This is a genomic window from Rhizobium sp. L1K21, from assembly GCF_024055895.1.
GTDB lineage: Bacteria > Pseudomonadota > Alphaproteobacteria > Rhizobiales > Rhizobiaceae > Ensifer_A.
On record NZ_JAMXLE010000001.1, the window covers coordinates 759,874 to 785,936 of the forward strand.

Consider the following 26,063-nt stretch of genomic DNA (forward strand, 5'->3'; position numbering starts at 1 on the left):
ACCCTGAACATGGATATGCAAGTTTCTTATCTGGATCGTCTGTTTGATGCAGGCATCCTCATGGATATGGGCGTTGACGGGCTTTATGCGCGTTCGGGCCTGTTCGAAGACGTCGTTTCAGGCATTGAGGCGATGGTGTCCAGGGTTGGCCGCGCAGATGGCGCTGAAACCATGCGCTTTCCGCCGGGAATGTATATGAAGCACTTCGAGAAGTCCGGCTATATGGGCAATTTCCCGCAACTGGCCGGCACGATCCATTCCTTCTGCGGCTGCGAAGCCGATCACATGAGCCTCATCCAGTGCCTGCAGGCCGGTGAGGACTGGACGAAGGACCAGAAGGCAACCGATCTCGCCTACACGCCGGCGGCTTGCTATCCGCTTTATCCGATCGTTGCTGCACGTGGTGAGCTGCCTGTCGAAGGCGGTGTTTATGACATCGAATCCTACTGCTTCCGCCACGAGCCTTCCAAGGACCCGGCGCGTCAGCAGCTTTTCCGCCAGCGCGAATTCGTGTGGATGGGCAAGGCTGAAAATGTGCAGGGCTTCCGTCAGAAGTGGATGGACCGCGCCCAGGCAATCATGACCGAACTGCAGCTTCCCCATGAAATCGAAGTGGCGAACGATCCCTTCTTCGGTCGCGCTGGCCGCATGATGAAGAACACGCAGCGCGAGCAGACATTGAAGTTCGAGCTGGTGATCCCGATCACCTCGACCTCGAACCCGACTGCCTGCTGCAGCTTCAACTATCACACCGACAAGTTCGGCCAGACCTTCGGCCTGAAGACCGCTGACGGTGAGGTGGCGCATACGGGCTGCGTCGGCTTCGGTCTGGAGCGCATCACACTGGCGCTCTTCCATCACCATGGCCTTGATGCCAAGCTTTGGCCGGAAGGCGTTCGCAAGGCGCTCTGGGGCTGAGCCCGATGACGCAATTGCTGAACATCAAGCCGCAAGGCTGGCAGATCCATGCGCTCCACGATCCGGAGCGCATGTGGCCGCAGACCAATTGCTATACGGATGTGTGGGTTGAAGTGCTTTCAGCACTGAACCTGCCGCCGGAGGCAACGCTTGGTTTTACGCTCACGCAAGACTTTGAGGGCGACCATTTCACCTTCTTCAAGGTGCCGCTGGAAGATCTCGAGACCCTGTTCGGTATCGTGGTTAGCGAGCTTGCGATCTACGACCGTGTGGAAAACCACGTGGAAAACCAGCTGAAACGCGGGCGCTATTCGCTGGTAGAGGTCGACAGCTATTATCTGCCGGACACCCATGGTGTGGGTTATCATTCCGAGCACGGCAAATCGACTGTTGCGATCAACCGGATCGACATTGCCGGTCGCTCGATGGACTATTTCCACAATGAGGGTTTCTTCCATCTGGAAGGTGACGATTTCGACGGGTTGTTCCATCGCAATGCACCGGCGGATGCACTTCCGTTTTTGCCCTATTGCGAGTTCGTGAAACTTCCCGAGACCTATCCGGATGAAGCGGCCATTCGCGCCGAGGCGATCAGGCTCTGCGGCCATCATTTCAAGCGCGCGCCCAAGGTCAATCCGATCCGCACCTTTGCCGGTGTTTTTGTTGATCAGGCAGAAAGCGTGGGCCAGCGCGAGTTTGGCTTCTTCCACAAATATGCGTTCAACACGCTTCGTCAGGCAGGTGCGAATTTCGAACTGGCGGCCAGCTATCTGAAATGGCTGGGGGGCGATTTCGAAGCGGCTGGCGATGATGCGCTGAAGATTTCGGAAGTGATGAAGACATCGCAGTTTCATCTGGCCCGCGCCGTTGCCCGCAGCAATTTTGCCAAGCTGGACGGCGTGATCGATCCCGCAGCAGATGCCTGGGACAGCCTCATGGCCAAGATCGCCAAGACAGTCGGCTGAAGAACAATGGACGCAATCTCTTCGTGGAAGCCATCGTCTGATCATTTGCCTGGCCGCAAGGTCCGTCAGCTCGATCGCGATTGGCGCATGGTGGTCACGGAGACGGGGGCATTTGATGCGCCAGGAGAGGCGTTCAAGTCCAATCACCTGCTTGACGCGCCTGTGCCGGGAACTGTTGCCGCGGCTCTTGAAGCTGCCGGGCAATTTGACCGGGATAACCCTCCGTCGCTCGATGAAAAGGATGTCTGGTATTTTCGGGCAATCGAGGAGGGGACGGGCAGGGCAACGCTGCGGCTTGAAGGATTGGCCGGCATTGCCGATGTCTATTGGAATGGCGTGCTTGTCCTGCAATCGAAGAGCATGTTCCTTGCTCACGATGTTGAGGTTGCGCTTTCGGGCAAAGACGAACTTGCCTTTTGCTTCAAGGCGATGGGGCCTGAGCTGAAGAAAAAGATTCCGCGGGCGCGTTGGCGTCCGCAAATGATTACGCCGGCCAATATCCGGGGTCACCGGCAAACCTTGCTTGGCCGCATGCCGGGCTGGTGTCCGGAGGTTCATGCTGTCGGCCCGTGGCGGCCTGTAAGCCTTGTTCTGGACGATGCTATTGGTGATGTGAAGATTGTTCCGACGCTGGGTGAGGATGGCGTTGGGCATTTGCAGGTTTCAATCTCGGGGGAGGTGGACAATGCCGCCGTTCTTTGCGCGGGTGTGAAAGCACCGTTGCGCAATGGAACGGCGGTTCTGGCCATTCCCGGCGTCGCCCCATGGTGGCCGCACACGCATGGCCAACCGGTGCTTCACGATATTGAACTGGAAATCGAAGGCCGTTGTTATCTCATCGGGCGCACGGGTTTCCGTCGCGCAGAGGTGGATCATGGTGCGGGCGGCCAAGGTTTCGCGCTGAAGATCAATGGCACATCGGTCTTCTGCCGCGGTGCCGTTTGGACCAATGCGGATATCGTCAGCCTGCCGGGTGGTGTTGAAGACTATCGCCCGTGGCTGGAGCGCGCGGCAGAGGCCGGCATGAACATGATCCGCGTCAGCGGCACGATGGTGTATGAAGCGGAGGCCTTTTACCGCCTCTGCGACGAGCTCGGCCTGATGGTCTGGCAGGAGGCGATGCTGGCCAATTTCGACTATCCGGTGAAGGATGAGGAATGGGTTTCGCTCCTTGGCCAAGAGATCGAGCAGTTTCTGGAGCGAACCGCCGCATCACCGTCCATCACCGTTTTTTGTGGCGGGTCTGAAATGCATCAGCAGGCGGCCATGCTGGGCCTGCCGAAAGAGACCTATGAAGGTCCGCTGACGCAGGAGATCATTCCCCAAATTGTCTCGCGTATCCGGCCCGATTGCGTCTATGTTCCGAACTCGCCCCATGGCGGAGCGATGCCGTTTTCGCCGAATGCGGGCGTCACGCATTATTATGGCGTGGGCGCCTATTGCCGTCCGCTGGATGATGCGCGGCGCGCCAATGTGCGTTTTGCCGCCGAGTGCCTGGCCTTTGCGAATGTTCCCGAGCAGGCCACGCTGGACACGCATCTGCCGGTGCCGCCGGTGCATGATCCGCGCTGGAAGGCGCGCGTGCCGAGGGATCGTGGGGCAGGTTGGGATTTCGACGATGTGCGCGATCACTATCTGAAGCTTCTCTATGATGTCGAACCGGCCAAGCTGCGCCATGAAGATATGGCGCGCTATCTCGACCTGTCGCGTGCCGTGACGGGCGAGGTGGTTGAGGCGACTTATGCGGAATGGCGGAAACCCGGTTCGTCCTGCGCCGGTGCCTTGATGTGGACCTATCAGGATTTGATGGCCGGGCCCGGCTGGGGGCTGGTGGATGCGACCGGCTTGCCGAAACCCGTCTGGCATGCGGCGCGGCGCGCCTTTCGTCCGTTGCAGATCACACTCACAGACGAGGGCACCAACGGGCTTGATGTGAATCTGATCAATGAGTTGAGCCACGATGTTGCGGTGATCGCTGAAATCACCTGCCTGAAGGATGGCAAGGTTCCGGTCGTTTCGGGACGCAAGGACATGATGCTTGGTTCACGCTCCGGCGTAACCCTTCCGGCAACGGATTTCTTCGGCGCATTCTTTGACACGACCTATGCATTTCGCTTTGGCCCGCCGTCACATGATGTTGTCGTAGCGCGTCTCTTGTTGGCGGAGACCGGTGAAGACATAGCTTCCGCATTTCATTTCCCGCTGGGCCGTGCTGCCGCCAGGCATGCATGCGAGCTGCGAGCCGAACTGAGTGATGCGGACGGTTGGACCCTCAGGGTTGCCACTGACCGGCTCGCGCAAAATGTGATTATCGAAGCTCCCGGTTTCCTTGCTTCGGACAATTGGTTTCATCTAGCGCCTGGTCAGGAGCGTGTGATCCGGCTTTCTCCGCTGGACAATGCAATAGATAAGAAGCCGACCGGAACCCTCCGTTTGCCGGGTGGTCAACCGTCAGCGCAGTTCTGAGCAAGTTGAATCTTCAATTCTTCCCAAGCCACTGTTTATACATCAGAACTTCAGTTTCTTGTCGCGGAGGCGGCAGCTTGCCGGCTTGCGCGCAAAGTGATTCACATTGGCGCTGTAAGCCTTTGTTGCGGAGTCACAATTTTCCGCCCCTTCACCTTACTTCCGAGGGACAGCGAGGGAATGCGCCAGCCGGCTGATTTCTTCGACAACGGCGGCGTTGGCATGCGCCGGGGTCATGTTGTGATCGGCGTCAGATACTAACCTGAAACGCACGTTGGCGGCTGGCGGATTATCGACCACCTGATTGCCGAAGGTGAGCTGCAGCTGTTCAAGGCCAACATCATTATCGGCATAGATGAGCGTCAGCGGCAGGTCTCTTTGGGCGAGCATGTTGAAGGCTGCCGCAATGCGCGCATTGTGCCGGTTTTCTGCGGCAAGGGAACCGAGAAAGGGCGTGATCTTTGAGGCGACGCGCTTGGCCACGGACCTCAGCATATTGCGGGCGGCCGCCGGAATATCGACTTCGCCCCGCAGAATTCGCTTCAAGGTTTCCGGGTCGCGGGCGCGGGCGGAATATTCCTCCAGCGGTCGCGCCACCTTGGTCACATCTTCGACCAGTTCCTTCGTCGGGTCGCGAACGAAGATGATATTGTTGACGAGTACGAGACCGGCAACACGGCTATCTGTGAGTGCCAGTTGAAACGACGCATAACTTCCGCTGCAGCGGCCCGAAAGTACGAACGGCCCCATGTTGCGCTCTTCCAGCGTCGAAACGGCTGATTTCAGATCGGCAACCTGAAGGTCTGTGTAAAGGACGCGCGGCGATGCCTCAGGCAGGGGAGCACTGTCGGCAACATTGGTACTGTCAAACCGGAATGTGGCGATACCCTCAGCGGCGAGTTTGCGTGCAGCCTCGACCGTGGAGCGAGCCCAGCCGGTGGACCGCTCATAGGAGGTGCTGTGGATGATGACCGTCGCACCGGTGCGCGGCCCCACTGGTTCGCAGAGAATACCGGTCAGGCGATTGTTTTTGCCGAAGCGCAGACCTGTTTCGGTGAAACCGCCAGTGGTGAGCGCAGCTGCAGCCGGAACGGATGGCGTCTTCTGCGGCTTCTCGACGGGTGCGGCTTTTCGAATTTTGTCGGCGATCTCGGTGATCACGTCGTTTGGAATTTTCTGCACCAGCGGGTTGGCGATCAGTGCTTCGTGGCCCTTGAAGGCGATGCTTGCCACATTGCAGCCTGCAGCACGCATCTCCTCGGCGAACACGGTATCGTTTTCCCGGCCCGGGCGGCAAGCGAAGATGACGCTCTTATCTGCCGGGATCATGTCCGCGGTCAATTTCGTCGCCTTGATGTCCTTGGTGGTTTCAGGCGCGAGCGTCAGTCCTGCAATGGTCAGGCTGCCGTCTTCCGGCTGGGTTCCGGAAATACCGAGATCTGTGGCGATGATTTTCCACCAGAGGCCCGTCTCGCGCGCCCACAGCCGGCCGGAATAGACAGGCGCGAGAAGGGCAAGCCCGGTGACACCATCAGGAAGGCGCGGCAAGGCCTTGGCGGCCAGCGTTGCACCCAATCCGTGGCCTGCGAGAATAATCTTTTCACAGCCCGAACGCGTCTTCAGCGCTTGTGTGGCTTGCGTGATGGCATTCAGCCACGTTTCGAGTTCGGATATGTCGCGCGGCGCGTCCAGACTGTTGCCGGCTCCGGGAAAGTCGAAACGCAGGCTTGGTACACCGCGTGCGGCCAGTTCATCGGCGAGTTGGCGATGGAACTTGCGCAGGCAAACGTCTTCAAAGCCCCACGGGCTGACGATGAGCACCGCTGTGCCAGATGGCGGAGCAGCGTCCTGCGCCGGCATGAAGAAGCCTGCGCAAACGCCGAAGCAGATCGGTTCGGCTGCATGCGCGGGCAATGCGATCTTTGAAGGCTCATGGTTGGAGGCAAGGTGCATATTCAAGGCTTAAGCTCCCTTGACGCTGCCGGGTCCGGCACTTTTTGGAATCGCATACCGCAAGACCGCCTCGACAAATGGCCGCAGCCGGCGCGGCGCACGGTTGGCCACGGGCCCCAAAAGTTGGCCGTCTTCTGCGGTAGTAGCACCGAAGACGCGAAGTCCAGGAATGTAGACAAGCATGCCGGCAACAATCGCCAGAACCACGCCGCCCAACCCGCCAAGCGTATGGGCGACCAGATAGGCGGTCATGCCGGTCATCGAGGCTGCTGCGGTGATGCGCAGGACAGGCAGCAGCATGGCGGACACACCTTCTGCCAGTCGCATGTTCATCACCATGTAGATGCACATCAGAACAAAAACGATGTTGCGTGAAATGGCTGCGCCCTCACCGCCAAAATAGGGAATTGTGAGAAGGCTGCCGCCGGCCAGAAGCACTGAGCCGCCGATCGCCACCTTCAGGCGTATGGCAGGCCGGTCCAGCGCGAACACATAGAGCGTGCACAGTTGCAGAAAAACGTTTGCCGGTGCGCCGAGTGCCAGAATGGCCACGATGACGCCGCTGGTTGCAAACGGTTCTCCATAGATGCCGACGACGAGAGGCTGTGCCACGGCGGCCAGTCCAAAGGACATCGGCATGGCCAGAAGCGCAAAGTTGCGCACCACGGTGGTGAAAACACCTCTCGGTATCTCGCCGCCATTGGCCGTGCGGTGGGATGCAAAATACGGCATGAGACTGCCGGAGAGCTGAATGGGAAGCTGCAGCGCAAGGTTTGCCAGGGATATGGCGATGGCATAATAACCGACCGTTTCAACGTCAGTCAGCTGCTGCAGAAACAGGATTTCCGGGCGGTTGAGGAAAATGGCCGTGACGATGAATTCGGCGATGACGATGCTGGAGGAATTGATCAGTCCGCGCAGTTCCACGCCGCAGTTCTGCGGTTTGTTGCTCAGGAGTTTCAACGTGTGGCCGAAGAGACCCAATTGGCCAACAAGATAACCGAGGATTGCGCCAGTAATGCCATAGAAATAGGCACCAAGTGCGACCACAAGCAGCTGCAACACGGCGCTGACAACGGAAATCTTGAAAAACGTTCCGAGGCGCTGCTCGCCAATCAGGAAGTTCTTGGAAAACGAGCCAATCGACTGAACAATAAAGAGAAAGGCCGTGATGATGGTGATCTGCGGAGCAGATGCCAGCCAGTGGGCATCGTCTGCGGCCCATATGAACAGACCGTATCCGAGTGCGATCATGAGGGTTGTAAACGTGACAGCGCGTGCGAGCCATGAACCAAAGCCTCTGCGCGCCTCTGCGTCATAACCGGAGGCGTGTAATTGCGGCAGCAGGCGCAGAAGCGAAACCCCGGTGCCAAGTTCGGCTACAAGGCCGCCGGTGGTGGCAAGCCAGACGGCAAAGGCGATCGCACCATTGGCTTCAGGCCCCAACAGGCGCGCAATAACCACCGATGAGGCGAAACCGGTGAGAAGCATGGCCATGCCGGCGGCTGCGTTGAGCGCAGAATTGCGCATGATTGGTACGCGGGCATTGGTCTTCCGGGGCTCAGCATTCATGTGTTCGAGCACCTTTGAGATTGGTTGCGGAAACGGGCTGGCCTTCCCATGAGCGCCAGCCATCCAGCCGCCCTTGCAGAATGCGCCGCGAGCGCTTCGCCATACCGCTTCTGCCCGTCAATGAATAGATCAGCATGCCAGCGGTCGGGCGCAGGATTGCAGGCGCCATGTCCACCCAGGTAAAACCATGGCGGCGCATGACGAAACCGTAGCCGACACTGTAGGCATACATCTTCTGGATCGACGCCGGTGTGGTCTGGCTTTCCAGATGTTCGGGATGATAGCCGTGCAGTTGACGCCTGAAGAGGCCGCGTGCGCCCCGAGACAGGCAACGCAGCACAAGGTCCTGCCCTTCCCCTGAGCTCCACATGGTGCCGGCGCCGACGCCGAGATTTTCATCGAAACCACCTGCCGCCCGGAAGACGTCGGCGCGCAAGACAATGACCCACTCAATAAGGACCTGCCAGATATTCTGACGCGAAATCTCCGCATCTTCCTGGAGGAAACGCACCATGATTTCCTTGCCGTCGGCATTGAGCGAGCGTCCTGAATAGATGTCGGCGGGTTCGCTCACGATGAGATAGCGCAGCTTCTTCAGGAAGTCTGCCGGATACCAGCTATCGTCGTCGGGAAAAAGAAGCCAATCGCCGCGGGCATGTGCCGCGCCAAGGTTGCGGCCTCGGTCCAGCCCTTTCAAGTCAGTCTGGATGCGGGTGATTGGAAACTTGTCCTTGAAGGGCGCGATCACCGGCAGCAAGCGGTCGTCTGCATTCTGGTCCACAATGATCAGCTCGAAATGATCATCGCCCTGAGCCGCCAAGCTTTCCAGAAGCAATGACAGTTCCGTGTCGCGACCTAGAGTGGAGGCGACCATCGAGATGAATGGCGGTGAATTTTCGGGCGGCATCTTCATGTCCGGCTTTTTTTTCTGTTGCCGGCAACCCTAGGCGCTCGCCTTTAATATTGATTGAAGTCAGCGCCAATTTGACACGCCTTCGTGCCGAATTCTGCGACAAAACGCGTCTATGGTTGACCGATTGTTAATGATGCTTTGCCACACTGGCGACCGCGGAAGCTGTCTTCGGACGGCCTCTTTGCCTGTGGCATGTTGCAGTAGACTGGTTGGTTAGTAATGAGCATCGACATTTTTCAATTGTCCGGAATTCTGTGGCAGCGCTGGTATTATGCGGTCGCAGGCATGTTTCTGGGCATATTGATGGGCGTTGCTGCACTGCTTTACTACACGCCGCTCTATTTTGCCTCAGGACAGCTCATTATCGATCCGGCAAAGCTGAATGCACCCATTGCTGCACCCGTTGGATCGGCTGCAGCGACCGAGCCCAGCCGCGAATTGGCGGACAGCCAGGCCTACCTGATGGGTTCGCGTGAGTTGCGGGGCGAGGTGGTCGATCGGCTGCATCTGGAAAATGACGAATTCATCATCTCCCGTGATGGCGTCATGGCTGCGCCTTTATCGGCAACTATCGAAGAGCGACGCAATGCGGCGATTGCAGGTCTCATGAAGGTCATGACGGTGGAGCGTGAAAACCAGTCTTTGGTTTTTACCATTGGTGCCAAGCACCCCGTTTCCAAGACAGCGGCCGATCTGGTGAATACGCTTGCCGATGTCTATCTCGAACACAGCCGGAATTACCGTCTGCAAACGGCGGAACGCTCTGCCTCCACCATGCATCAGCAGGCCGAGAATATGCGCAAGCGGCTGAATGCGGCAAAACAGGCTGTTGAGGATTTCAAGGCTGAGCACGGCCTGTTTTCCACCGGCGGCAGAGGTCTTTTGCAGGATCAGTCGCTTGAAGCATTGAACACCCAGCTTGCGGCAGCACGTGAGGACGCCGCGTCCAAACAGGCAGTCTATGATGAAGCTCGCAAGCTCTCGGTCGAGGATGTGGAAGCGGGCACCGTTGCCGGCGTTGTCCAGTCGACCGCGCTGGACTCGCTGCGCGCACGCTACGCCCAGTTTCTCGATACCCAGGCTCAGCTGAGTGCGAATCTCGGGGCAAACCATCCGCGGCTGAAAGCTGCTGCCTCGCAGGCCACCAGCATGCGGCGCTCCATTGAGTCCGAACTGTCGCGCGTTCGTGAGAGCCTGAAGAACGATTATCTCGTTGCCAGGTCAAAAGTCGCAGCATTGGAAAAGGAATTCGATGCAGCGAGCAAGGCAGCCGGCGATTCTGCGGAGCTGAAGACGCAACTGGCAGAACTGGAAAGCCAGGCAACGGCGCTTGAAACGCTGTACCAGTCAACACTTTCCGGGGCTGAGGGGCTGAGCCAGCAGGAAGAGAGCGACGTGGGAACCGCCCGCATCATCTCAGCGGCGGTACCGCCGCGGGAGCCGAAGAACCTGCCAAAGGGGATCGTGCTGGCTGCTGCGGCCATGTTCGGCTTTGCTGCCGGCTGCGGGCTCGCAATTCTGCAATATCTCGTTGCGAGTTTGTCCGCCGTCCGCCGCGCATCTCCTGCATCAAACGTTGCCGACCAGCGTTATGCCGGGGCAGCCATACCGGTGGTGGCGCGCATCAAGGCGGATATCGAGCCCGGACCTGCCAGCAATCTGGTGCGCTTCCCCAGGCAGGCGAATGGCCGCAAGGCTGGTCAGGCCCAGCACCTGCGCGATATGTCGATCATGCGCATTGCCTATATTCTTGAAACAGCGGCAACAGAAGCCGAAGCGTTTGAAGAAGCCTATCGTATTCTGTTCATATCGCTTGCGGGTGGTCATATCGCGGGTTTTGACCTTCGCGGCATTGCATCGGCGCTATCCGCCCGGGCTGATGTGTGGATTTCCGACGATCAGGTAATGGCGGCTGCCAAGCCTGCGATTGCGCGCTCCGGCGGGGTGAAAATCAGTCTTCAAAGCGCGCCGGTTGCAGTCCATGATGAGTGGCAGGGTGTCAGCCTCCCGTTCGAGCAGATCCATGACGGCTATTTTGAAAACACTGACCGCTTTACCCCTGCGATCGCCATGGTCGATGCCTGTGGTACGCGGGCGGAGAAAATGATGCCCGTGCTGCTACGTTCCTGCGATGCGGTTGTCGTCGTTGCCGATCAGGCCGGTGCAACCGGTGCAGCGCTGAACGAGATGGGTCAGCTTCTGGAACCGTGGCAGGACAAGGTGCTTGGCTGCGTTGTCGTGGAGCCTTCGTAAACAAAGATGCGTGTGGCACCCAGCGACATTGCAGCACGCTTTGCGCTTTCGGCGCCACAGCCTGTGTCGGAGGCACAAATCCTGCCGACAGCGGTGTCAGCGCAGGAGGAGGGCAAGTCTTATCAACGCCTTCTTTCCATTTGTGCCTTTTGCTCCATTTTCGGCGCGCTGATTTTCAACTTCCTGCTGACCTATGTGAATACCCGGCTCTTTCCGGTCACTGCGCAAATGGTCATCCTGTGCGAGTTGACGCTGATCAGCCTTGCCCTTTTTGCAGCCGCCGGACGTGGCATGGGGCTTTATGTGGTTCTCGGCGTTTTCATCAGCTACATGCTGTTCTTGATGGTGGTGCAGGGATCGAGTGATCCCAAGCCGATCCGTGACGCGCTGATTCCGATCGTCTTCATTTTCGCGGGTTTGCGGCTGGCCAGTCCGCGCCTTGCCAATCTGCTCGTTATCGTTGCGGTGCCGCTGACCATTGCCATTGGCTTGTTCGAATATCTCGATACGGATCGTTATCTCGACTATTTCAACGTTCTCGGCTTTTACCTTGCAAAGGGTGCGGTGCAGCTGGATGAAGTGTTCGGACAGACCCGCGGCCTTTTCATCTCGGGTATGCGACCGGAGCCTAGAACGATTTTGCCCTTTCTGGGCCAGCACCGCGTTTCGTCGATTTTCCTTGAGCCGGTATCGGCAGGCAATTTCGGCGCGATTGCCTATGCCTGGGCGCTTTTCAGCACGAAAATGCGTTTCCGTTATCTCGTCATGGCCGGAGCGCTGGCGATTGTCAGTTTCGCCGATGCCCGTTTCGGGCTCTTGACCTGCATCGTCGTGACGGTCGGCTACCCGTTCTATCATATGGTGCCGCGGCAGATTTGGCTTCTTGTGCCGTTCATCATTCTGGCGGCTTTCGTTACGTTCGGTATTGCAACCGGCGCTGATGGCGGTGACAACGGCGTTGCCGGACGTTTGTCCGTCACCTCGGCTCTTCTGATAAAACTACCGATCAATGTGGTTCTCGGCCTCGAGACGACCGATCAATTTGTGGCCGATTCCGGCTTTGCCTATACGCTGACGCAGTTCGGTATTTTTGGCTTTATCGGGCTGTGGGCCGCATTTGTGTTTATCCCTTCAAAGAGCAGGCGAGGATGGATATTCCATTCGATGATCATCATCTACTTCCTGATGCTGCTTCTGATTTCGAATTCCGGCTATTCGATCAAGACCGGCGCTCTCATGTGGTTCCTGCTTGGAACGGCACTCGGCACGCCCTATGACGACGAGAACCGGGATGCGCCTAAGGCTCGCCGCAGCTTGTCGCCTCAAGACCCGGACGCAACAGAGACGTGATCTGGGGACGGTCCTTGCCGTCATGGGGTTGGATGTTCAGCGGTTCGGAGGCCGGCCACCAGTCGCCGCCGGCCCAATAGGTCCAGCCGAGCCAGACCGACTTTTCCCGGTTCACATAATCCACCATGGCCGCCATGCCCTTGAGGCAGGCCGCGTCGCTGCTGCCGCCGAATTCGCCGAGGAAACCCCGTTTGCCGTTTTCCTTCAGCCATGCGGTGACGTTTTCGAGCGCTGAAACTGCGTCCGTCGCTCGCGGGCAATTGTCATGCGTCCCTGAAAAGTTGCTGTCCAGATATTGGTGGAACTCGTAGGCGAAATTGTTTCCCGGATCGACAATGTTGATCATCGTTTCGGCGTTGTTGCCCACCTCGGTTGTGGCAAACCAGCTGTGCGCGCCAGTCCAGATGGTTCCCGGAACCAGAACGAGATTCTTCGCGCCGGTTTTGCGAATGGCCGCAATGGCTTGATTGGATGCATCCAGCCAAGTCTCAGCTTCAATATCATGCGGCTCGTTCATGAGGCCGAAACTGATATCGGGCTGATTGGCGAACTCTTTTGCAAGCCGCGCCCAGAGATCGGCAAAATCTGCGACGGTGGTGCTGTGTGAGCCGATCATGGACCCGGCGAAATAGGCGTAGTTGTGAACATCCAGGATGATATTGAGATGTTCTGCTCTGGCCGCATCGACGGTTTCCCGCAGACGCTTCAGTTCGTCCTGGTCGAAGTCCGAGCCGAGGATCGGTTGCAAGCGTTCCCAGAGGAAAGGCAGTCTGATGGTGTTGAGGCCCTTGTCGGCAAAATAGCGGATCGTTTCCTTCGACGGATAGATATAGTTCTGACCATAGGTGCCACCCAGATCGCCGAATTCAGCGCCAGCCAGGTTGACGCCGCGGAAACAGGTCGCAGACGCGCTTGAGGTTGCCAAGGTCAGGCAAAGACCTGCGATGGCACTTTTGTGCAGTGTCCTGATCGTCGTCATGGGCGTTTCTCACTTCCGCTCGGTCTTGAGAATTCGGTCGTAGATGGCCGTGTACTGGGCGGCGGCATTCTGCCACGAATAGCCTAGAGCAGCATCCATCGCTTGCTGCCTGATTGCATCCGGCTGTTGTGTTGCAGATTGAAGGGTTTCCTTGATCGCTGCTGCGGCATGGGTGGGCTTGGTGAAGTCAGCCAAGCGGATAAAGGGGTGAGCGGCTGCCAGATCGCGATAGGCGTCGTTGGGCTGGAGCACCGGGAAAAGCCCGGCGCTCATCGCCTCGATGGCAACGAGGCCGAAGCCTTCATAGTTCGATGCGGATACGAAGAGGCTCGTATTTCCCATTAATTCTTTGATTTCCGCATTCGACGCGCCGATATGCAGGCTGACATTTTTCTCAATTCCGAGGGCGGCAATGCGGTCTCTCAGATCTGTCTCGGTGAGGTCGGACGGCACGCCGCAGATATCGAGATGCCAGGCGGGATTTTCCCGCGCAAGAGCCTCGACCGTCTCCAAAAGATTGCCCAATTGCTTGTTGGCGGAAAACCGTCCGATGGTGATCATGCGGGGAAGAGCGCTCGGTGAGGCGGCACCTGCAAATTTCTCCACGGCCGCGGCGTTTTCGATCAGCACGGTTTTGCCAGGGGCGATACGGTTGAAGAGCCGGACATCGGCCTTGCTGCATCCGATGACATTGCGATAGGCGAGCGCCGAAGCGCGGGTAATCGTGTTGAACCAAACAGTCTTCAGCCGAGAATGGGCTGCCGTGTGGAAGAAGCCGCCATGGGTGGTCACCACCATCGGCTTGCGGTGCGCCAGAAAACCCCAGGCGAGTGCATCGTAGAAAAAATCGATGGCGTGAACGTGGACGATATCGGCGTCGCGGAGATGGGCGAAGACCGATGGTGCAACCGGATAGCGGGTGGAGCCGCGCCAGGGAATGCGCACGACCTCGATGCCATCAATGCTTTCATGGTGGGGAAGTGTCTCGTGCGGGTTGGAAAACAGGCGATCAAGGGTGACCACGCGCACGCGATAATCCTGTGCGATCAGTTCGCGGCAGAGGTTTGAGACAACATCCTCCAGCCCGCCACGGTTCGGCAGGAACTGTCTGACAACATGCGTTATCAGCGGTCTTTTATCGTCTGTTTTCATGATCGCGGATTATGGCGGAGAGTTATGTTTTTTAATTTAATACGCTTTCAAAAATTGAAATGGCTTTCCTAATGATTTGTTTTTGGGTTATTCCGCGCCGTGCCCGCGTTAACCGGAGTGGGCCATAAGGGGGCGTCTTGGAGATTTTCTATGATCCGGCATTCTTGATCACAGCCGTTATTGCGGTTGCTCTGGCCGGACTTTCAAAGGGTGGTTTTGCGGGCGTTGCAACGCTTTCGACACCGCTGCTGGCGCTGACCATCTCGCCTCTTCATGCCGCCGCGATCATGCTGCCCATTCTGTTGCTCCAGGATGCTTTCAGCCTCGTCGCCTATCGTCGGCATATCGATTGGACCAATATTCTGATCCTGCTGCCAAGCGCCGTTATCGGCATTGTGATCGGTTATTTTCAGGCCGAATACCTGCCTGAAGAGTGGGCAAGCGGCATGATCGGGCTGATTTCGATCGTCTTTGGTTTGCGCAGCCTGTTTTCCAAGGCTGTTGCCAATGCGCCTGCCAAAAAGGCGGAGGTTGGGCCGGGCATCTTCTGGGGCATGGTCGGCGGGTTCACGAGCATGATCCTGCATGCCGGTAGCCCGCCTTTTCAGATCTACGTCATGCCGCAGCGGCTTTCGCGCGACCTCTATGTCGGCACCAGCGTCTTCTTCTTTGCCGCTGTCAACTGGATCAAGGTTCCGCCTTATCTCATGCTCGGAGAACTCAATTGGGAGACGTTGAAGATATCGCTGGCGCTGTTTCCGCTGGCTGGCCTATCGACGCTTGCGGGTATCTGGCTTGTCCGCCGCTTTTCGACGGAAGATTTCTACAAGGTCATCAACGTGTTGCTGGTGCTGGTGGGGCTCAAGCTCCTCTGGCCGGCGGTCACCTTTCTGCTCTAAACCAGAAGCGCCGTCAGGCTTGTGCCGCCGGCGATTTCGGCACTTCCGGAGTGGAGGAAGGTGAGCGTATCGCCGGCTGAGAGCGTGGCCATCGTGGTTGCTGAGAATGTCCGATAACCGCTTTCGCTCATGTCGGAGGAGACGGAGGTCAGAACCGTTGAACCCTTGGCGACCAGTTGCATGGCAAAGGCGGCTGTGGGGTGAATTTTTGCGTTGAGTGACAATAGGTAAGTGCCTGCAGCCGGTATGACCAGTTTGGAGCCGTTGCCGCTTGCCAAGGCCGCACCCAATGTCATGCCGCCCTGGCTCAAGGACAGTGTATCAAAACCGCTTTGGGAGCCGTCTGCCGGGGTGAAGGCTGCGCCTGTCTTGTCAGCTTTTGCCATTGGCCGCTGTGGCATCGTGACGATGCCGCTGCCGCTGATCTGCAGGGCCGTTTTCCAGCTTGCGCCGTCAGGGCTCATTTTGAAGGTGAAATCGTCGCTGCCTGCCGTTCCCATTTCCGCGCGGCCCGACCATGCGGTCTGAAAGAGCAGCGACGCGGTATCACCGGCGCTTGCCTTGTTCACCTTGATCTGGTGGCCGTTGCCTGCATTGTTGAAAAGCGAGGCTGCGGCGGAGAGCGAAAGGCGATTGGTTTCATCCGGCGCGGCGTTGATGCCCAGCATATCGAGGTTGCCGGTGGAAAGCGGATTAACCCAGGCCGTGCCGTCGAAAACCAGGATTTGGTTGTTTGTCTTGAACCATGCGGTCCAGCCGGCCTTTGGTGTGAAGTATTGCCATGTGCTATCAACAAAGTTGGCAATCTGGCCATCTTTTCCTGCCCAGTCTCCGTCTGCGGAGGGGGCGATGAGAAAGGTTTCGCCCTCTGCCGGTGAGGCTGGCGGTGATGGGAGCGTGTTCGAGATCGTGAGCGCAATCAGTCCGTCCAGTTGGCGCAAAGCTTCGTTGTGGGTGATGTGCTTCTGGGCCTGAGAGGCCAGAATATAGGGAAGGGCAAGATTGGGTGTGTTGTCGGTCATGGCGTCCTCTCAAGCAGGGTGATGCTCTTTTCTTTGACGCCAATGCTAGATGGACCGGTTTCGGCGGGGATGAAATTCTACCGGTTTGCTGAATTCATTGCGGAAATTGCGATGCACGTCCCCGGGCGGATCAGCCTTCGTGGAGAACCGATGCCGCCTTGACGGCTGCGGATGCCCGGTTTTCCACGCCGAGCTTCACATAGATCTGCTCCAGATGTTTGTTCACCGTGCGCGCTGAAAGCCCGAGAATTTCGCCGATATCACGATTGGACTTGCCCTTTGCAATCCATGCCAGAACTTCGGATTCGCGGGCGGTGAGAGCAAAATGCTGGCGCAATATCTCGTCGTCTGGCGCCTTGTTGGCGGGGGTGAGGCGCAGGAGAAACTCGTCCTGACCGATTGCACTCAGATAATTCAGATGCAGCGCTGCCTTGCCACCCGCAGCAACGGTCAGCGGTTCTGTGCTGCCGTGCCGGTTGGCGATCCATTGGGCAATGTCGCGGGCGATGCGGTTCAGCCCATCGTCGCTGCCGGTGGCGGCGTTGACGAGCTGTGTTGCCTGCGGTGTGGACCACTGTGCATGCCCGTCCGCGCTGACCGCCAAAAGATGCCGACCGGCAGCGTCGAGGGCGACACGGGCATTCTGCGCCGAACGGGCATTGGTGAGGTGAACGCGGATGCGCGCGCGCAGCTCGTCGATATTGATCGGCTTGGTGAGATAATCGACGCCGCCGGATTCCAGCGCATGGACAATATGTTCTGTTTCGCTGAGCCCGGTCATGAAAATCACGGGAACAGGTGAAACGGCGGCGTTTGCCTTCAGGCGGGTACAGGTTTCAAAGCCATCCATGCCGGGCATGACGGCATCCATGAGAATAATATCGGGTGTGATGCGTTCGGCGATGTTCAGGGCTGCCTGGCCGGAGGTTGCAATGAGTACGGAGAAGCCGGATTGCTCCAGAGCATCCGTCAGAAAGCCAAGAGCTTCGGGCGAGTCATCGACGATGAGAACAATGTCGCGTGGCTTTGCAGGTGCTGTCACTGCGTCTCCGTATCCCTGTAGGTTTCGAGGAAGCGGGCATAACCGCTCAAGTCGAATGCCTGAACATAGGCGCGAAGCGGTTTGGTGAAGGGCAGGTGTGCGCTGTCGCGCTCCAGGTCCGTCAATTTCGCTTCAATACCACGGACATAACCAATTTCTCCAAGTTGAATCAACTCTTCAACGTGGTTTGCGCCGGGGCTTTTGATGATTGCCTCGTCGGTTGAAGACTTTGCTTCCGTGTCATTGTCATAGGTCCAGCGAAGCTTCAGGTGGTTTTCCAGCTTGTCGAACAGCTGTTTCATGTCGAAGGGTTTGGCGATGGCGTCATTATAGCCAGGCTTGGCATTGCTGCCGGTGGCACCGTCTCCGATATTGGCCGAAAGCATGATGATGGGCGCTGTGGTTCCCCGGTCCCGCAGCTTTTCCACCAGCTGCCAGCCCGACATGCCCGGCATCGAGATATCAACAAAAAACAGATCGGGCTCGGCCCCTTCAATCAAGACCAGACATTCCGGTCCGCTGCCTGCCACCAGCACAATAAACCCGAGCGGGCTCAAAACCTCCACCATCAGATCCCGGTGGTCGGCATTGTCGTCCACCACGACGAGCGTTCGCGGCCTTCCCTCATAACCCGTGATGCGGCGTTCTGCGGCCTGCTGTCTTTCGGAGCGGTTGATGACGGGCATGCCGAGGCGAACCTGAAACCGGGTGCCTTCGTTGTGTTTACTGGTCACGGAAATCTCGCCACCCAGCATGTGGGATAGAAGCTGGGTGATCGTCAGGCCAAGACCAAGGCCCGGCATGGGGCGGATGTCTTCGGCCTCGCCGCGTTGGAAGGGCTCAAAAATATGCGGCAGGTTTTCTTCGGAAATGCCGCGTCCCGTGTCGGCAATGGTGAAGGTCGCCACCTGGCTGCGATATTCGGCCTTGAAGGTCACGGTTCCTTCATCAGTGAATTTGACCGCGTTAGAGATGAGGTTGACCAGGATCTGGCGCATGCGTTTTTCATCGATGCGGACATAGCGGGGAAAATTATCCGAACGGACGAATACAAACTCCAGTCCCTTGGCCTGCGCCTGCGGGCGGAACATATCGACGATCTGGTCGAGGAAGTCATAGGTGTTGACCTCGCCGGGATAGACCTGCAGGCGTCCGGCCTCGATCTTCGAGATATCGAGAAGTCCGTCGATAAGGCCGGAGAGATGTTCTGCGGACCGCTTGATCACCTTGATGGCTGATTGTCTCGGCTGCGGAATTGTTTCGTCGCGTTCAAGAATTTGCGCATAACCCAGAACGGCGTTCAGCGGTGTGCGCAACTCGTGGCTCAAACCGACAACGTAGCGGCTTTTTGCCTGGTTGGCGGCTTCGGCAATTTCCTTGGCCTTTTGAAGTTCAGCATCGGTTTTTTCGTGGGCGGCGATTTCTTTCAAGAGTGCCGTATTCTGGCGGCGGGATTCCTCCTCGGCGACGACGCGGCTGTCATGCGCCAGAACGAAGAACCATGCGGCAATGCCGGTGATGATGGAAAAGACAAAGAAGACCGCCAGCACAATGTCGTCCACAGTTGCCGACGTCTGCGGCGAGACATGGCTTGCGCGCTCTGCCACCAGCCAGAGGATGATGCCAAGTGCGGCAATGGCGGTCGTTGCCGTCAGGATATAGCGGCCAAGACGGGTCGAGAGCTTTTCGATGGCACTTTGCGGGAGCACGGAAGCGGCCGCTTCCGTGACCTGATATTTCAGCCGGGCTTTGGGCTTGCACAGATCATGGCAACGGCTGTCGAGCGAGCAACAGAGAGAGCAGATCGGAGCCGCATAGGCCGGGCACCAGGCCATGTCTTCGGGCTCGAACGGGTGTTCGCAGATCGAGCAGGTGATGGAGGAGAGGTCTTTCCACTGCGGTCTCGGTTTGCGCGCGAGGTAATATTTGCCTTTGGTGAGGATCGCGATGGTGGGCGCTGCGATGAAAGCCACAACAGGTGCAATGTAGATGGCCATGGAGGCTGCAAACGGGCCGAATGCGCCAAAATGTGCGGCCAGGGCAATGGCGGCGGTGATCAGCATCGAGCCGGTGCCGACCGGATTGATGTCGTAGAGATGGGCGCGTTTGAATTCGATACCCGGCGGGGCGAGACCAAGCGGCTTGTTGATGAAGAGGTCTGCCGAGATTGTGCAGAGCCAGGCCGCGGCAATGATGGAGAATACGCCCAGCGTTTCTTCCAGCAAGCGGTAGATGCCCATTTCCATCAAGAGAAGCGCAATCGCAACATTGAAGAACAGCCACACCACGCGGCCTGGATGGCTGTGGGTGAGGCGGGAGAAGAAATTGGACCAGGCAAGCGAGCCCGCATAGGCGTTCATGACGTTGATCTTGAGCTGCGAAACCACCACAAAGGCAGCCGTGAGGATCAGCGCCAGCGTGTGGTTCGGCACCATGTAGCCGAAGGCGGTGACATACATGTGTGCCGGGTCGGCTGCCTGTCCCGCCGGTATGCCGGTCGATAGTGCCAGAACCGCCAGAAACGAGCCGGCCAGCAGCTTTGGTGCTCCAACCACAATCCAGCCCGGACCGGCCAAGAAGCGGGCGACACGCTGGCCAATCGTTTGCGGCTTTCCGTCGGCGGGCAGGAAACGCAGAAAGTCCACCTGCTCACCGATCTGGGCCATGAGGGCCAGAATGACGGCTGAAGCGGCCCCGAATTGCGCCAGGTCAAAGGGCGCGATCGTGCCAAGTTCGCCCGACTGCCGCCCATGACCGGCAAAGCCCAGCCAGAGATCGACTTTTTCCCAGTCCAGAAAGGCGATGAAGATGAAGGGCAGGATGTTGAGAACGATCCAGATGGGCTGGGTGAGCAACTGGAATCTGGAAATCAGACGGACGCCATGGGTGACCAGCGGAATGACGGCGATGGCCGAGATGATGTAGCCCAGCCAGAGCGGAATGCCGAGCGCCAGCTCCAGCGCGCCGGTCATGATCGATGCTTCGATGGCAAAGAGGATGAAGGTGAAGCTCGCATAGATCAGTGACGTGATCGTCGAACCGATATAGCCGAAGCCGGCACCGCGCGTTAACAGGTCGATATCGACGCCATGGCGGATCGCGTAGCGGCTGATCGGGATGCCGATGGCCAGAAGCAGAATGGAGGCGGCAATCACGGCGTAGATGGCATTCGTCGTGCCATAAGCCATGGTGATGGTGCCGCCAACGGCTTCCAGCGCCAGAAAAGAGATCGCGCCGATGGCGGTCTGCGAGATGCGGGCGGGGCTATATTGGCGTGCACTCTTGGCGGTGAAACGCAGCGCGTAGTCTTCCAGCGTCTGGTTTGCGACCCAGCGGTTATATTCGCGGCGTATGGGAACGATGCGCTGGCGTGCGGTGCTCATGGGTGTGTGCACTCAATTTTCATGCGGCATTTTCCGCTCAATCCCGGATGGCCTGGTTTCACTGATGATCAGAAAGCACGGGGTTCCTCAGGGTTCAAGCGCAAACATGGGGCATCTGGGCCGCGTCTACGTCAAATGACGTAGTACGGCTTGCGATATCCTGTATTTCCCCCTTTCCCCCGCCACCTACGTAATTTGACGTATATCGCAATGCACAATGACGTCAGATAGTCCCTCCAGTCTCACGGTCACAGGGAGGCCGGGACAAAAACAAGAGGGGTTCCACGACATGAATTTCAAGTCAAAGCTGACAGGTCTGGCGCTTGCCGCCGCCATGTCCACCACCGCGCTTTCCGGCGCCTTTGCTGCAGATGACACGATCAAGATCGGCATTCTTCATTCGCTTTCGGGCACGATGGCGATTTCCGAAACCACGCTGAAAGACGCCATGCTGATGCTCATCGACGAGCAGAACAAGAAGGGTGGCGTGCTCGGCAAGAAACTCGAAGCCGTTGTTGTTGACCCGGCGTCTGACTGGCCGCTGTTTGCTGAAAAGGCACGCGAGCTGATCGAGAAAGACAAGGTTTCTGCCGTTTTCGGTTGCTGGACGTCGGTGTCGCGCAAGTCCGTTCTGCCGGTGTTCAAGGAGCTGAACAACATTCTGTTCTATCCGGTTCAGTATGAGGGTGAAGAGTCCGAGCGCAACGTGTTCTACACAGGTGCTGCTCCCAACCAGCAGGCCATTCCGGCTGTCGACTATCTGATGAACGAAGAAGGGGTTGAGCGCTGGGTTCTGGAAGGCACCGACTACGTTTATCCGCAGACGACCAACAAGATCCTCAAAGCCTATCTGATGTCGAAGGGCGTTGCCGAAGAAGACATCATGGTCAACTACACACCATTCGGCTTCTCCGACTGGCAGGCTGAAGTATCCGCCATCAAGAATTTTGGTTCTGCAGGCAAGAAGACTGCCGTGGTTTCCACCGTCAACGGTGACGCCAACGTTCCCTTCTACAAGGAACTCGGCAACCAGGGCATCAAGGCTGAAGACATTCCCGTCGTTGCCTTCTCGGTCGGTGAAGAAGAGCTTGCCGGTATCGATACCGCACCGCTCGTTGGTCATTTGGCTGCCTGGAACTACTTCGAATCCGTCGATACCGAAGCCAATGGCGAGTTCATCGAGCAGTGGCACGCGTTCACCGGTAACGACAAGCGCGTGACCAACGACCCGATGGAAGCCCATTATATTGGCTTCAACATGTGGGTTAAGGCGGTTGAGGCTGCCGGGACGACCGATCCGGACGCTGTTATCGATGCTCTGCCAGGCATTGCGGTTCCGAACCTTTCGGGCGGCTATTCGGCCATGATGCCGAACCATCACATCACCAAGCCGGTTCTGATCGGTGAAATCCAGGAAGACGGTCAATTCGACATCGTGTCCCAGACGCCGGGCCTCGTTCCGGGAGATGCATGGTCGGATTATCTGCCGGACTCCAAGGTGCTGATCTCCGATTGGCGCGCGCCGATGTCTTGCGGCAACTTCAATGTCGAAACCGGCAAGTGCGGCGGCAAGGGCTCCTAATTCTTCCCCAGCCAACTGGTGGACGGGTGCTTGAAGCGCCCGTCCTTTTTTCCTCTTCTTTCCTGGTGCAAGCCGATGCTTAAAGCGATCCAGCTTTTCCTCGTTGCTGTCTCCTTGGCTGTTGCCTTTGTGGCGACGGACTTGAGAGCGCAAGACGCAACGCCCGAAATGATCAACGAACTTGCACTCGGCAGTTACGATCAGACCGAAGAAACGATCAAGAAGCTCGCTGCGACAGGAGACACGGCCATCGTGCCTGCACTCGAGGCGCTTTCGGAGGGTGATCTCTATGTCCGCAAAGCCGATGGTCAGGTTTTTATCGTCAAGAAATCGGGCAAGAACTACAAGCTGACTGATCCGCTTTCCGGTGAGGTCGCCGGTGAAGAACCCACCCGGAATTTCGAAAAGATCAAGGTCAAGAACAGTCTGCGCCGGCAGATTCGTTCGGTGGTCGGAGGTTTGACGCTGCAGGCAAAGGATGCCTCGACGCGTCTGGCTGCGGCCAATACGATTATCAAAACACCGGACGAGGACGCCATCGATGCGCTGAATGCGGCCATCGAAAAGGAACAGAATGCCAATGTGCTGGCAGCTCTGGAGCAGGCACGTGCGGCATCCATCATTATTTCGTCGCGCGCGCCGGAGGAAAAAGTCGAGGCGATCACCCGCATCAAGAATATGGGCGGGCGCGAGGCGCTGTCCTTGCTCCTCGGTTTTCAAGGCCAAGCGGATGAAAGTCTGAAACCGCAGATTGACGCTGCCATTGAAAGTATCAATTCCGATCTCGCCATGTGGGATGCGGCGCAGAATATCTGGTACGGCATTTCTCTTGGGTCTGTTCTGCTGCTGGCCGCCATCGGCCTTGCCATCACCTTCGGCGTGATGGGCATTATCAACATGGCGCATGGCGAAATGGTGATGCTGGGTGCTTATTCCACCTATGTGGTGCAGGAGATTATCCGCAATTCGGCACCGCATCTGTTCGACTGGTCGCTGGCGATTGCCCTGCCGATTGCCTTTGTCGTCTCTGGTGCTGTCGGACTTGTGATCGAACGGCTGGTCATCCGCTTTCTTTATGGACGACCGTTGGAAACGCTGCTTGCGACCTGGGGTATTTCGCTCATCCTGCAGCAGGCAGTGCGCACAATCTTTGGGCCGACCAACAAGGAAGTGGGCAATCCGAGCTGGATGTCGGGCGCGTTCGAACTGGGTGGTCTGACGATTACCTGGAACCGCATGTGGATCGTCGTTTTCACCATCGGTGTTTTCTTCGCGCTGCTTGCACTTCTGAAGCGTTCGCCGATCGGGTTGCAGATGCGCGCGGTTACGCAGAACCGCCGCATGGCCTCGTCCATGGGCATTCGCACGCCTTGGGTGGATGCGGCGACCTTTGCCCTGGGCTCGGGCATTGCCGGTATTGCCGGCGTGGCACTTTCGCAGATCGACAACGTCTCACCCAACCTCGGCCAAGGCTACATTATCGACAGTTTCATGGTCGTGGTGTTCGGTGGTGTGGGCAATCTTTGGGGAACGCTGGTCGGGGCTCTGTCCCTCGGCGTGCTCAACAAGTTCCTGGAGCCCTATGCGGGTGCTGTTCTCGGCAAGATCATCGTTCTGGTTCTCATCATTCTCTTCATTCAGAAACGTCCGCGTGGCCTCTTCGCGCTCAAGGGAAGGGCAGTCGAATCATGATTTCAGCATTTCTTTTCAGGGCGATGGATCGAAAGATCGTTGTTGCGATTGCGATCCTTGTCGCCGTTGGCATTTTCATCCCCGTATCCAGCGTCTTTCTGCCGGAAAGCAGCCCGCTGCATGTGCCGACCTATATCATGCAGCTTTTCGGAAAATATCTCACCTATGCATTGCTGGCGCTGGCGCTGGATCTCGTCTGGGGCTTCTGCGGCATTCTCTCGCTTGGTCATGCGGCGTTTTTTGCACTCGGTGGTTATGCGATGGGCATGTATCTGATGCGCCAGATCGGTACGCGCGGCGTCTACGGCGATCCGGTCCTGCCCGATTTCATGGTGTTTCTGAACTGGAAAGAACTGCCGTGGTTCTGGTACGGGTTCGACATGTTCTGGTTTGCCATGATCATGGTGCTTCTCGTGCCGGGGCTGCTTGCCTTTGTTTTCGGCTGGTTTGCCTTCCGCTCGCGCGTCAACGGCGTTTATCTCTCCATCATCACACAGGCGATGACCTATGCGCTGCTCCTGGCCTTCTTCCGCAACGACATGGGCTTTGGCGGCAACAATGGGCTGACCGATTTCAAGGATATTATGGGCTATTCCGTGCAGGCGGATGGAACGCGTGGCATTCTCTTCATGCTTTCGGCCTTCATGCTGGCGCTGGCACTTCTCTTCTCGTCCGCCGTCGTCCGCTCCAAATACGGCAAGGTGCTGGTGGGCGTGCGCGATGCGGAAAGCCGGACGCGCTTTCTCGGCTACCGCGTTGAACGCATCAAGCTCTTCATCTTCACCGTTTCGGCCATGATGGCGGGTATTGCCGGTGCGCTTTATGTGCCGCAGGTTGGCATCATCAATCCGGGTGAGTTTGCACCGGCCAATTCCATCGAAGTCGTGATCTGGACCGCGGTGGGCGGACGCGGAACGCTGATCGGGCCGATTATCGGGGCCATATTGGTCAATGGCGGCAAATCGATCTTCACGGCGGCCTGGCCCGACTATTGGCTCTTCGCGCTCGGTGCTCTTTTTGTCGGTTCGACACTGTTTCTGCCCAAGGGCATTGTCGGAACGGTTCAGGAATTTCTCGCGAAACGCAAAGAGAAGTCTGCGGCAAAGGCCGAACAGGTTGCTGAAGACGAAGCGGCAACAGCCGGGGAGGCTGCGTAATGGCCACGGATATGAAGCATTATAAATCCAACAGCATGCTTTACCTCGACGGTGTGTCGGTCTCTTTCGACGGGTTCAAAGCGTTGAATTCTCTTTCCTTTGTGGTGGAGCCCGGTGAGTTGCGCGCCATTATCGGTCCCAACGGGGCGGGAAAGACCACGATGATGGATATCATTACCGGCAAGACGAGGCCCGATTCCGGCGATGTCTTCTTCAACGGCGTGATTGACCTGACGAAGAAGGATGAGGCGGATATTGCCCAGCTTGGTATTGGACGCAAATTCCAGAAACCGACCGTCTTCGAAAGTCACACTGTCTGGGACAATCTGGAACTGGCGCTCGACCGCAAGCGCACGGTGTTCGGAACGCTGTTCTATCAGCTGTCCGGTGAGGACCGCGACCGGATCGAGGACATTCTGGAAACGGTTCGCTTGACGGCGCGCAAGGATGATTTTGCGGCCAATCTCTCGCATGGTCAAAAGCAGTGGCTCGAAATCGGCATGCTGTTGGCGCAGGACCCGAAGCTTCTGCTGGTCGATGAGCCGGTGGCCGGCATGACGGACGCAGAAACGGCGGAAACGGCCATTCTCTTGCGCAAAATTGCCGAGACGCGTTCGGTCGTCGTTGTGGAGCACGACATGGGATTCATCCGTGATCTCGGCGTGAAAGTGACCTGCCTGGCGGAAGGGTCGGTCCTTGCGGAAGGGTCCATCGATTTTGTTTCCAACGATCCGGCTGTGATCGAAAACTATCTGGGGCGCTGAT

At 57.8% G+C, this 26,063-nt stretch carries 17 protein-coding genes and 2 pseudogenes; 10 read left to right on the top strand and 9 right to left on the bottom strand.

What is annotated here, in order from left to right; genetic code table 11:
- Positions 1 to 9: 9 nt before the first annotated feature.
- Genes NHF56_RS03595 through NHF56_RS03605 form a run of 3 tightly spaced genes read left to right on the top strand, consistent with a single transcriptional unit; the run spans position 10 to position 4,349 of the window.
- The gene (locus tag NHF56_RS03595; RefSeq protein WP_252801631.1) at positions 10 to 918 is read left to right on the top strand and encodes an amino acid--[acyl-carrier-protein] ligase; all 909 of its coding nucleotides are present in this window, start codon (positions 10 to 12) and stop codon (positions 916 to 918) included.
- A 5-nt stretch (positions 919 to 923) separates the two neighbouring features.
- Positions 924 to 1,883 (top strand): DUF1839 family protein, encoded by a 960-nt coding sequence (locus NHF56_RS03600; RefSeq protein WP_252801633.1) that lies wholly within the window; start codon positions 924 to 926, stop codon positions 1,881 to 1,883.
- 6 nt (positions 1,884 to 1,889) lie between these two features.
- Positions 1,890 to 4,349: a glycoside hydrolase family 2 protein gene (locus NHF56_RS03605; protein ID WP_252801634.1), complete on the top strand. Its 2,460-nt coding sequence runs from the start codon at positions 1,890 to 1,892 to the stop codon at positions 4,347 to 4,349.
- Between the two features lie 156 nt (positions 4,350 to 4,505).
- On the opposite strand, the gene NHF56_RS03610 is transcribed toward NHF56_RS03605, so the two are convergent.
- From NHF56_RS03610 to NHF56_RS03620, 3 genes are read right to left on the bottom strand one after another with little or no spacing between them, the layout of a single operon-like run.
- The gene (locus tag NHF56_RS03610) at positions 4,506 to 6,302 is read right to left on the bottom strand and encodes an alpha/beta fold hydrolase (RefSeq protein ID WP_252804825.1); all 1,797 of its coding nucleotides are present in this window, start codon (positions 6,300 to 6,302) and stop codon (positions 4,506 to 4,508) included.
- A 9-nt stretch (positions 6,303 to 6,311) separates the two neighbouring features.
- A complete protein-coding gene (locus tag NHF56_RS03615; protein WP_252801636.1) occupies positions 6,312 to 7,874 on the bottom strand; it encodes a lipopolysaccharide biosynthesis protein in 1,563 nt (520 codons plus the stop codon).
- Positions 7,864 to 8,781, bottom strand: coding sequence for a glycosyltransferase family 2 protein (locus NHF56_RS03620; protein WP_252801638.1), 918 nt, complete (start codon positions 8,779 to 8,781; stop codon positions 7,864 to 7,866). Before NHF56_RS03620 ends, NHF56_RS03615 begins: the two co-directional genes overlap by 11 nt.
- 225 nt (positions 8,782 to 9,006) lie before the next feature.
- On the opposite strand from NHF56_RS03620, the gene NHF56_RS03625 reads away from it, so the two are divergent.
- Together NHF56_RS03625 and NHF56_RS03630 are read left to right on the top strand one after the other, a co-directional pair.
- Positions 9,007 to 11,040 (top strand): GumC family protein, encoded by a 2,034-nt coding sequence (locus tag NHF56_RS03625; protein ID WP_252801640.1) that lies wholly within the window; start codon positions 9,007 to 9,009, stop codon positions 11,038 to 11,040.
- Between the two features lie 6 nt (positions 11,041 to 11,046).
- Positions 11,047 to 12,390, top strand: a complete 1,344-nt coding sequence (locus NHF56_RS03630; RefSeq protein ID WP_252801642.1) for a hypothetical protein — start codon at positions 11,047 to 11,049, stop codon at positions 12,388 to 12,390.
- Here the strand turns inward: NHF56_RS03630 and NHF56_RS03635 are convergent.
- On the bottom strand, positions 12,338 to 13,369 hold the full coding sequence (locus NHF56_RS03635) for a glycoside hydrolase family 5 protein (RefSeq protein WP_252801644.1): 1,032 nt from the start codon (positions 13,367 to 13,369) through the stop codon (positions 12,338 to 12,340). The two genes, NHF56_RS03630 and NHF56_RS03635, sit on opposite strands and share 53 nt — an antisense overlap.
- 9 nt (positions 13,370 to 13,378) lie before the next feature.
- Positions 13,379 to 14,521, bottom strand: coding sequence for a glycosyltransferase family 4 protein (locus tag NHF56_RS03640; protein WP_252801646.1), 1,143 nt, complete (start codon positions 14,519 to 14,521; stop codon positions 13,379 to 13,381).
- Positions 14,522 to 14,658: 137 nt separating this feature from the next.
- Here NHF56_RS03640 and NHF56_RS03645 point away from each other — a divergent pair, with 137 nt between their 5' ends.
- Positions 14,659 to 15,420, top strand: coding sequence for a sulfite exporter TauE/SafE family protein (locus NHF56_RS03645; RefSeq protein WP_252801648.1), 762 nt, complete (start codon positions 14,659 to 14,661; stop codon positions 15,418 to 15,420).
- On the opposite strand, the gene NHF56_RS03650 is transcribed toward NHF56_RS03645, so the two are convergent.
- The 4 genes and pseudogenes from NHF56_RS03650 to NHF56_RS03660 all read right to left on the bottom strand — a co-directional run bounded on the left by NHF56_RS03650 (position 15,417) and on the right by NHF56_RS03660 (position 20,867).
- Entirely contained in the window at positions 15,417 to 16,442 is a 1,026-nt protein-coding gene (locus NHF56_RS03650) for a DUF2793 domain-containing protein (protein WP_252801650.1), read from the bottom strand. The two genes, NHF56_RS03645 and NHF56_RS03650, sit on opposite strands and share 4 nt — an antisense overlap.
- Before the next feature lie 130 nt (positions 16,443 to 16,572).
- Positions 16,573 to 16,881, bottom strand: a pseudogene (locus tag NHF56_RS21005) (helix-turn-helix transcriptional regulator); the annotation flags it as partial.
- A 71-nt stretch (positions 16,882 to 16,952) separates the two neighbouring features.
- Positions 16,953 to 17,484 (bottom strand): annotated as a pseudogene (locus tag NHF56_RS21010) (response regulator); the annotation flags it as partial.
- On the bottom strand, positions 17,481 to 20,867 hold the full coding sequence (locus NHF56_RS03660; protein ID WP_252801654.1) for an ATP-binding protein: 3,387 nt from the start codon (positions 20,865 to 20,867) through the stop codon (positions 17,481 to 17,483). The pseudogene NHF56_RS21010 and the gene NHF56_RS03660, both read right to left, overlap by 4 nt.
- Positions 20,868 to 21,156: 289 nt before the next feature.
- Here NHF56_RS03660 and urtA point away from each other — a divergent pair, with 289 nt between their 5' ends.
- The 4 genes from urtA to urtD all read left to right on the top strand — a co-directional run bounded on the left by urtA (position 21,157) and on the right by urtD (position 26,062).
- Complete coding sequence (urtA, locus tag NHF56_RS03665) at positions 21,157 to 22,449, top strand: urea ABC transporter substrate-binding protein (RefSeq protein ID WP_252801656.1); 1,293 nt, start codon at positions 21,157 to 21,159, stop codon at positions 22,447 to 22,449.
- 75 nt (positions 22,450 to 22,524) lie between these two features.
- A complete protein-coding gene (gene urtB, locus NHF56_RS03670; protein ID WP_252801658.1) occupies positions 22,525 to 24,141 on the top strand; it encodes an urea ABC transporter permease subunit UrtB in 1,617 nt (538 codons plus the stop codon).
- Positions 24,138 to 25,298, top strand: coding sequence for an urea ABC transporter permease subunit UrtC (gene urtC / locus NHF56_RS03675; protein WP_252801660.1), 1,161 nt, complete (start codon positions 24,138 to 24,140; stop codon positions 25,296 to 25,298). Before urtB ends, urtC begins: the two co-directional genes overlap by 4 nt.
- A gap of 11 nt (positions 25,299 to 25,309) precedes the next feature.
- Complete coding sequence (gene urtD / locus NHF56_RS03680; RefSeq protein WP_373456284.1) at positions 25,310 to 26,062, top strand: urea ABC transporter ATP-binding protein UrtD; 753 nt, start codon at positions 25,310 to 25,312, stop codon at positions 26,060 to 26,062.
- The last annotated feature ends 1 nt before the right edge of the window (position 26,063 follow it).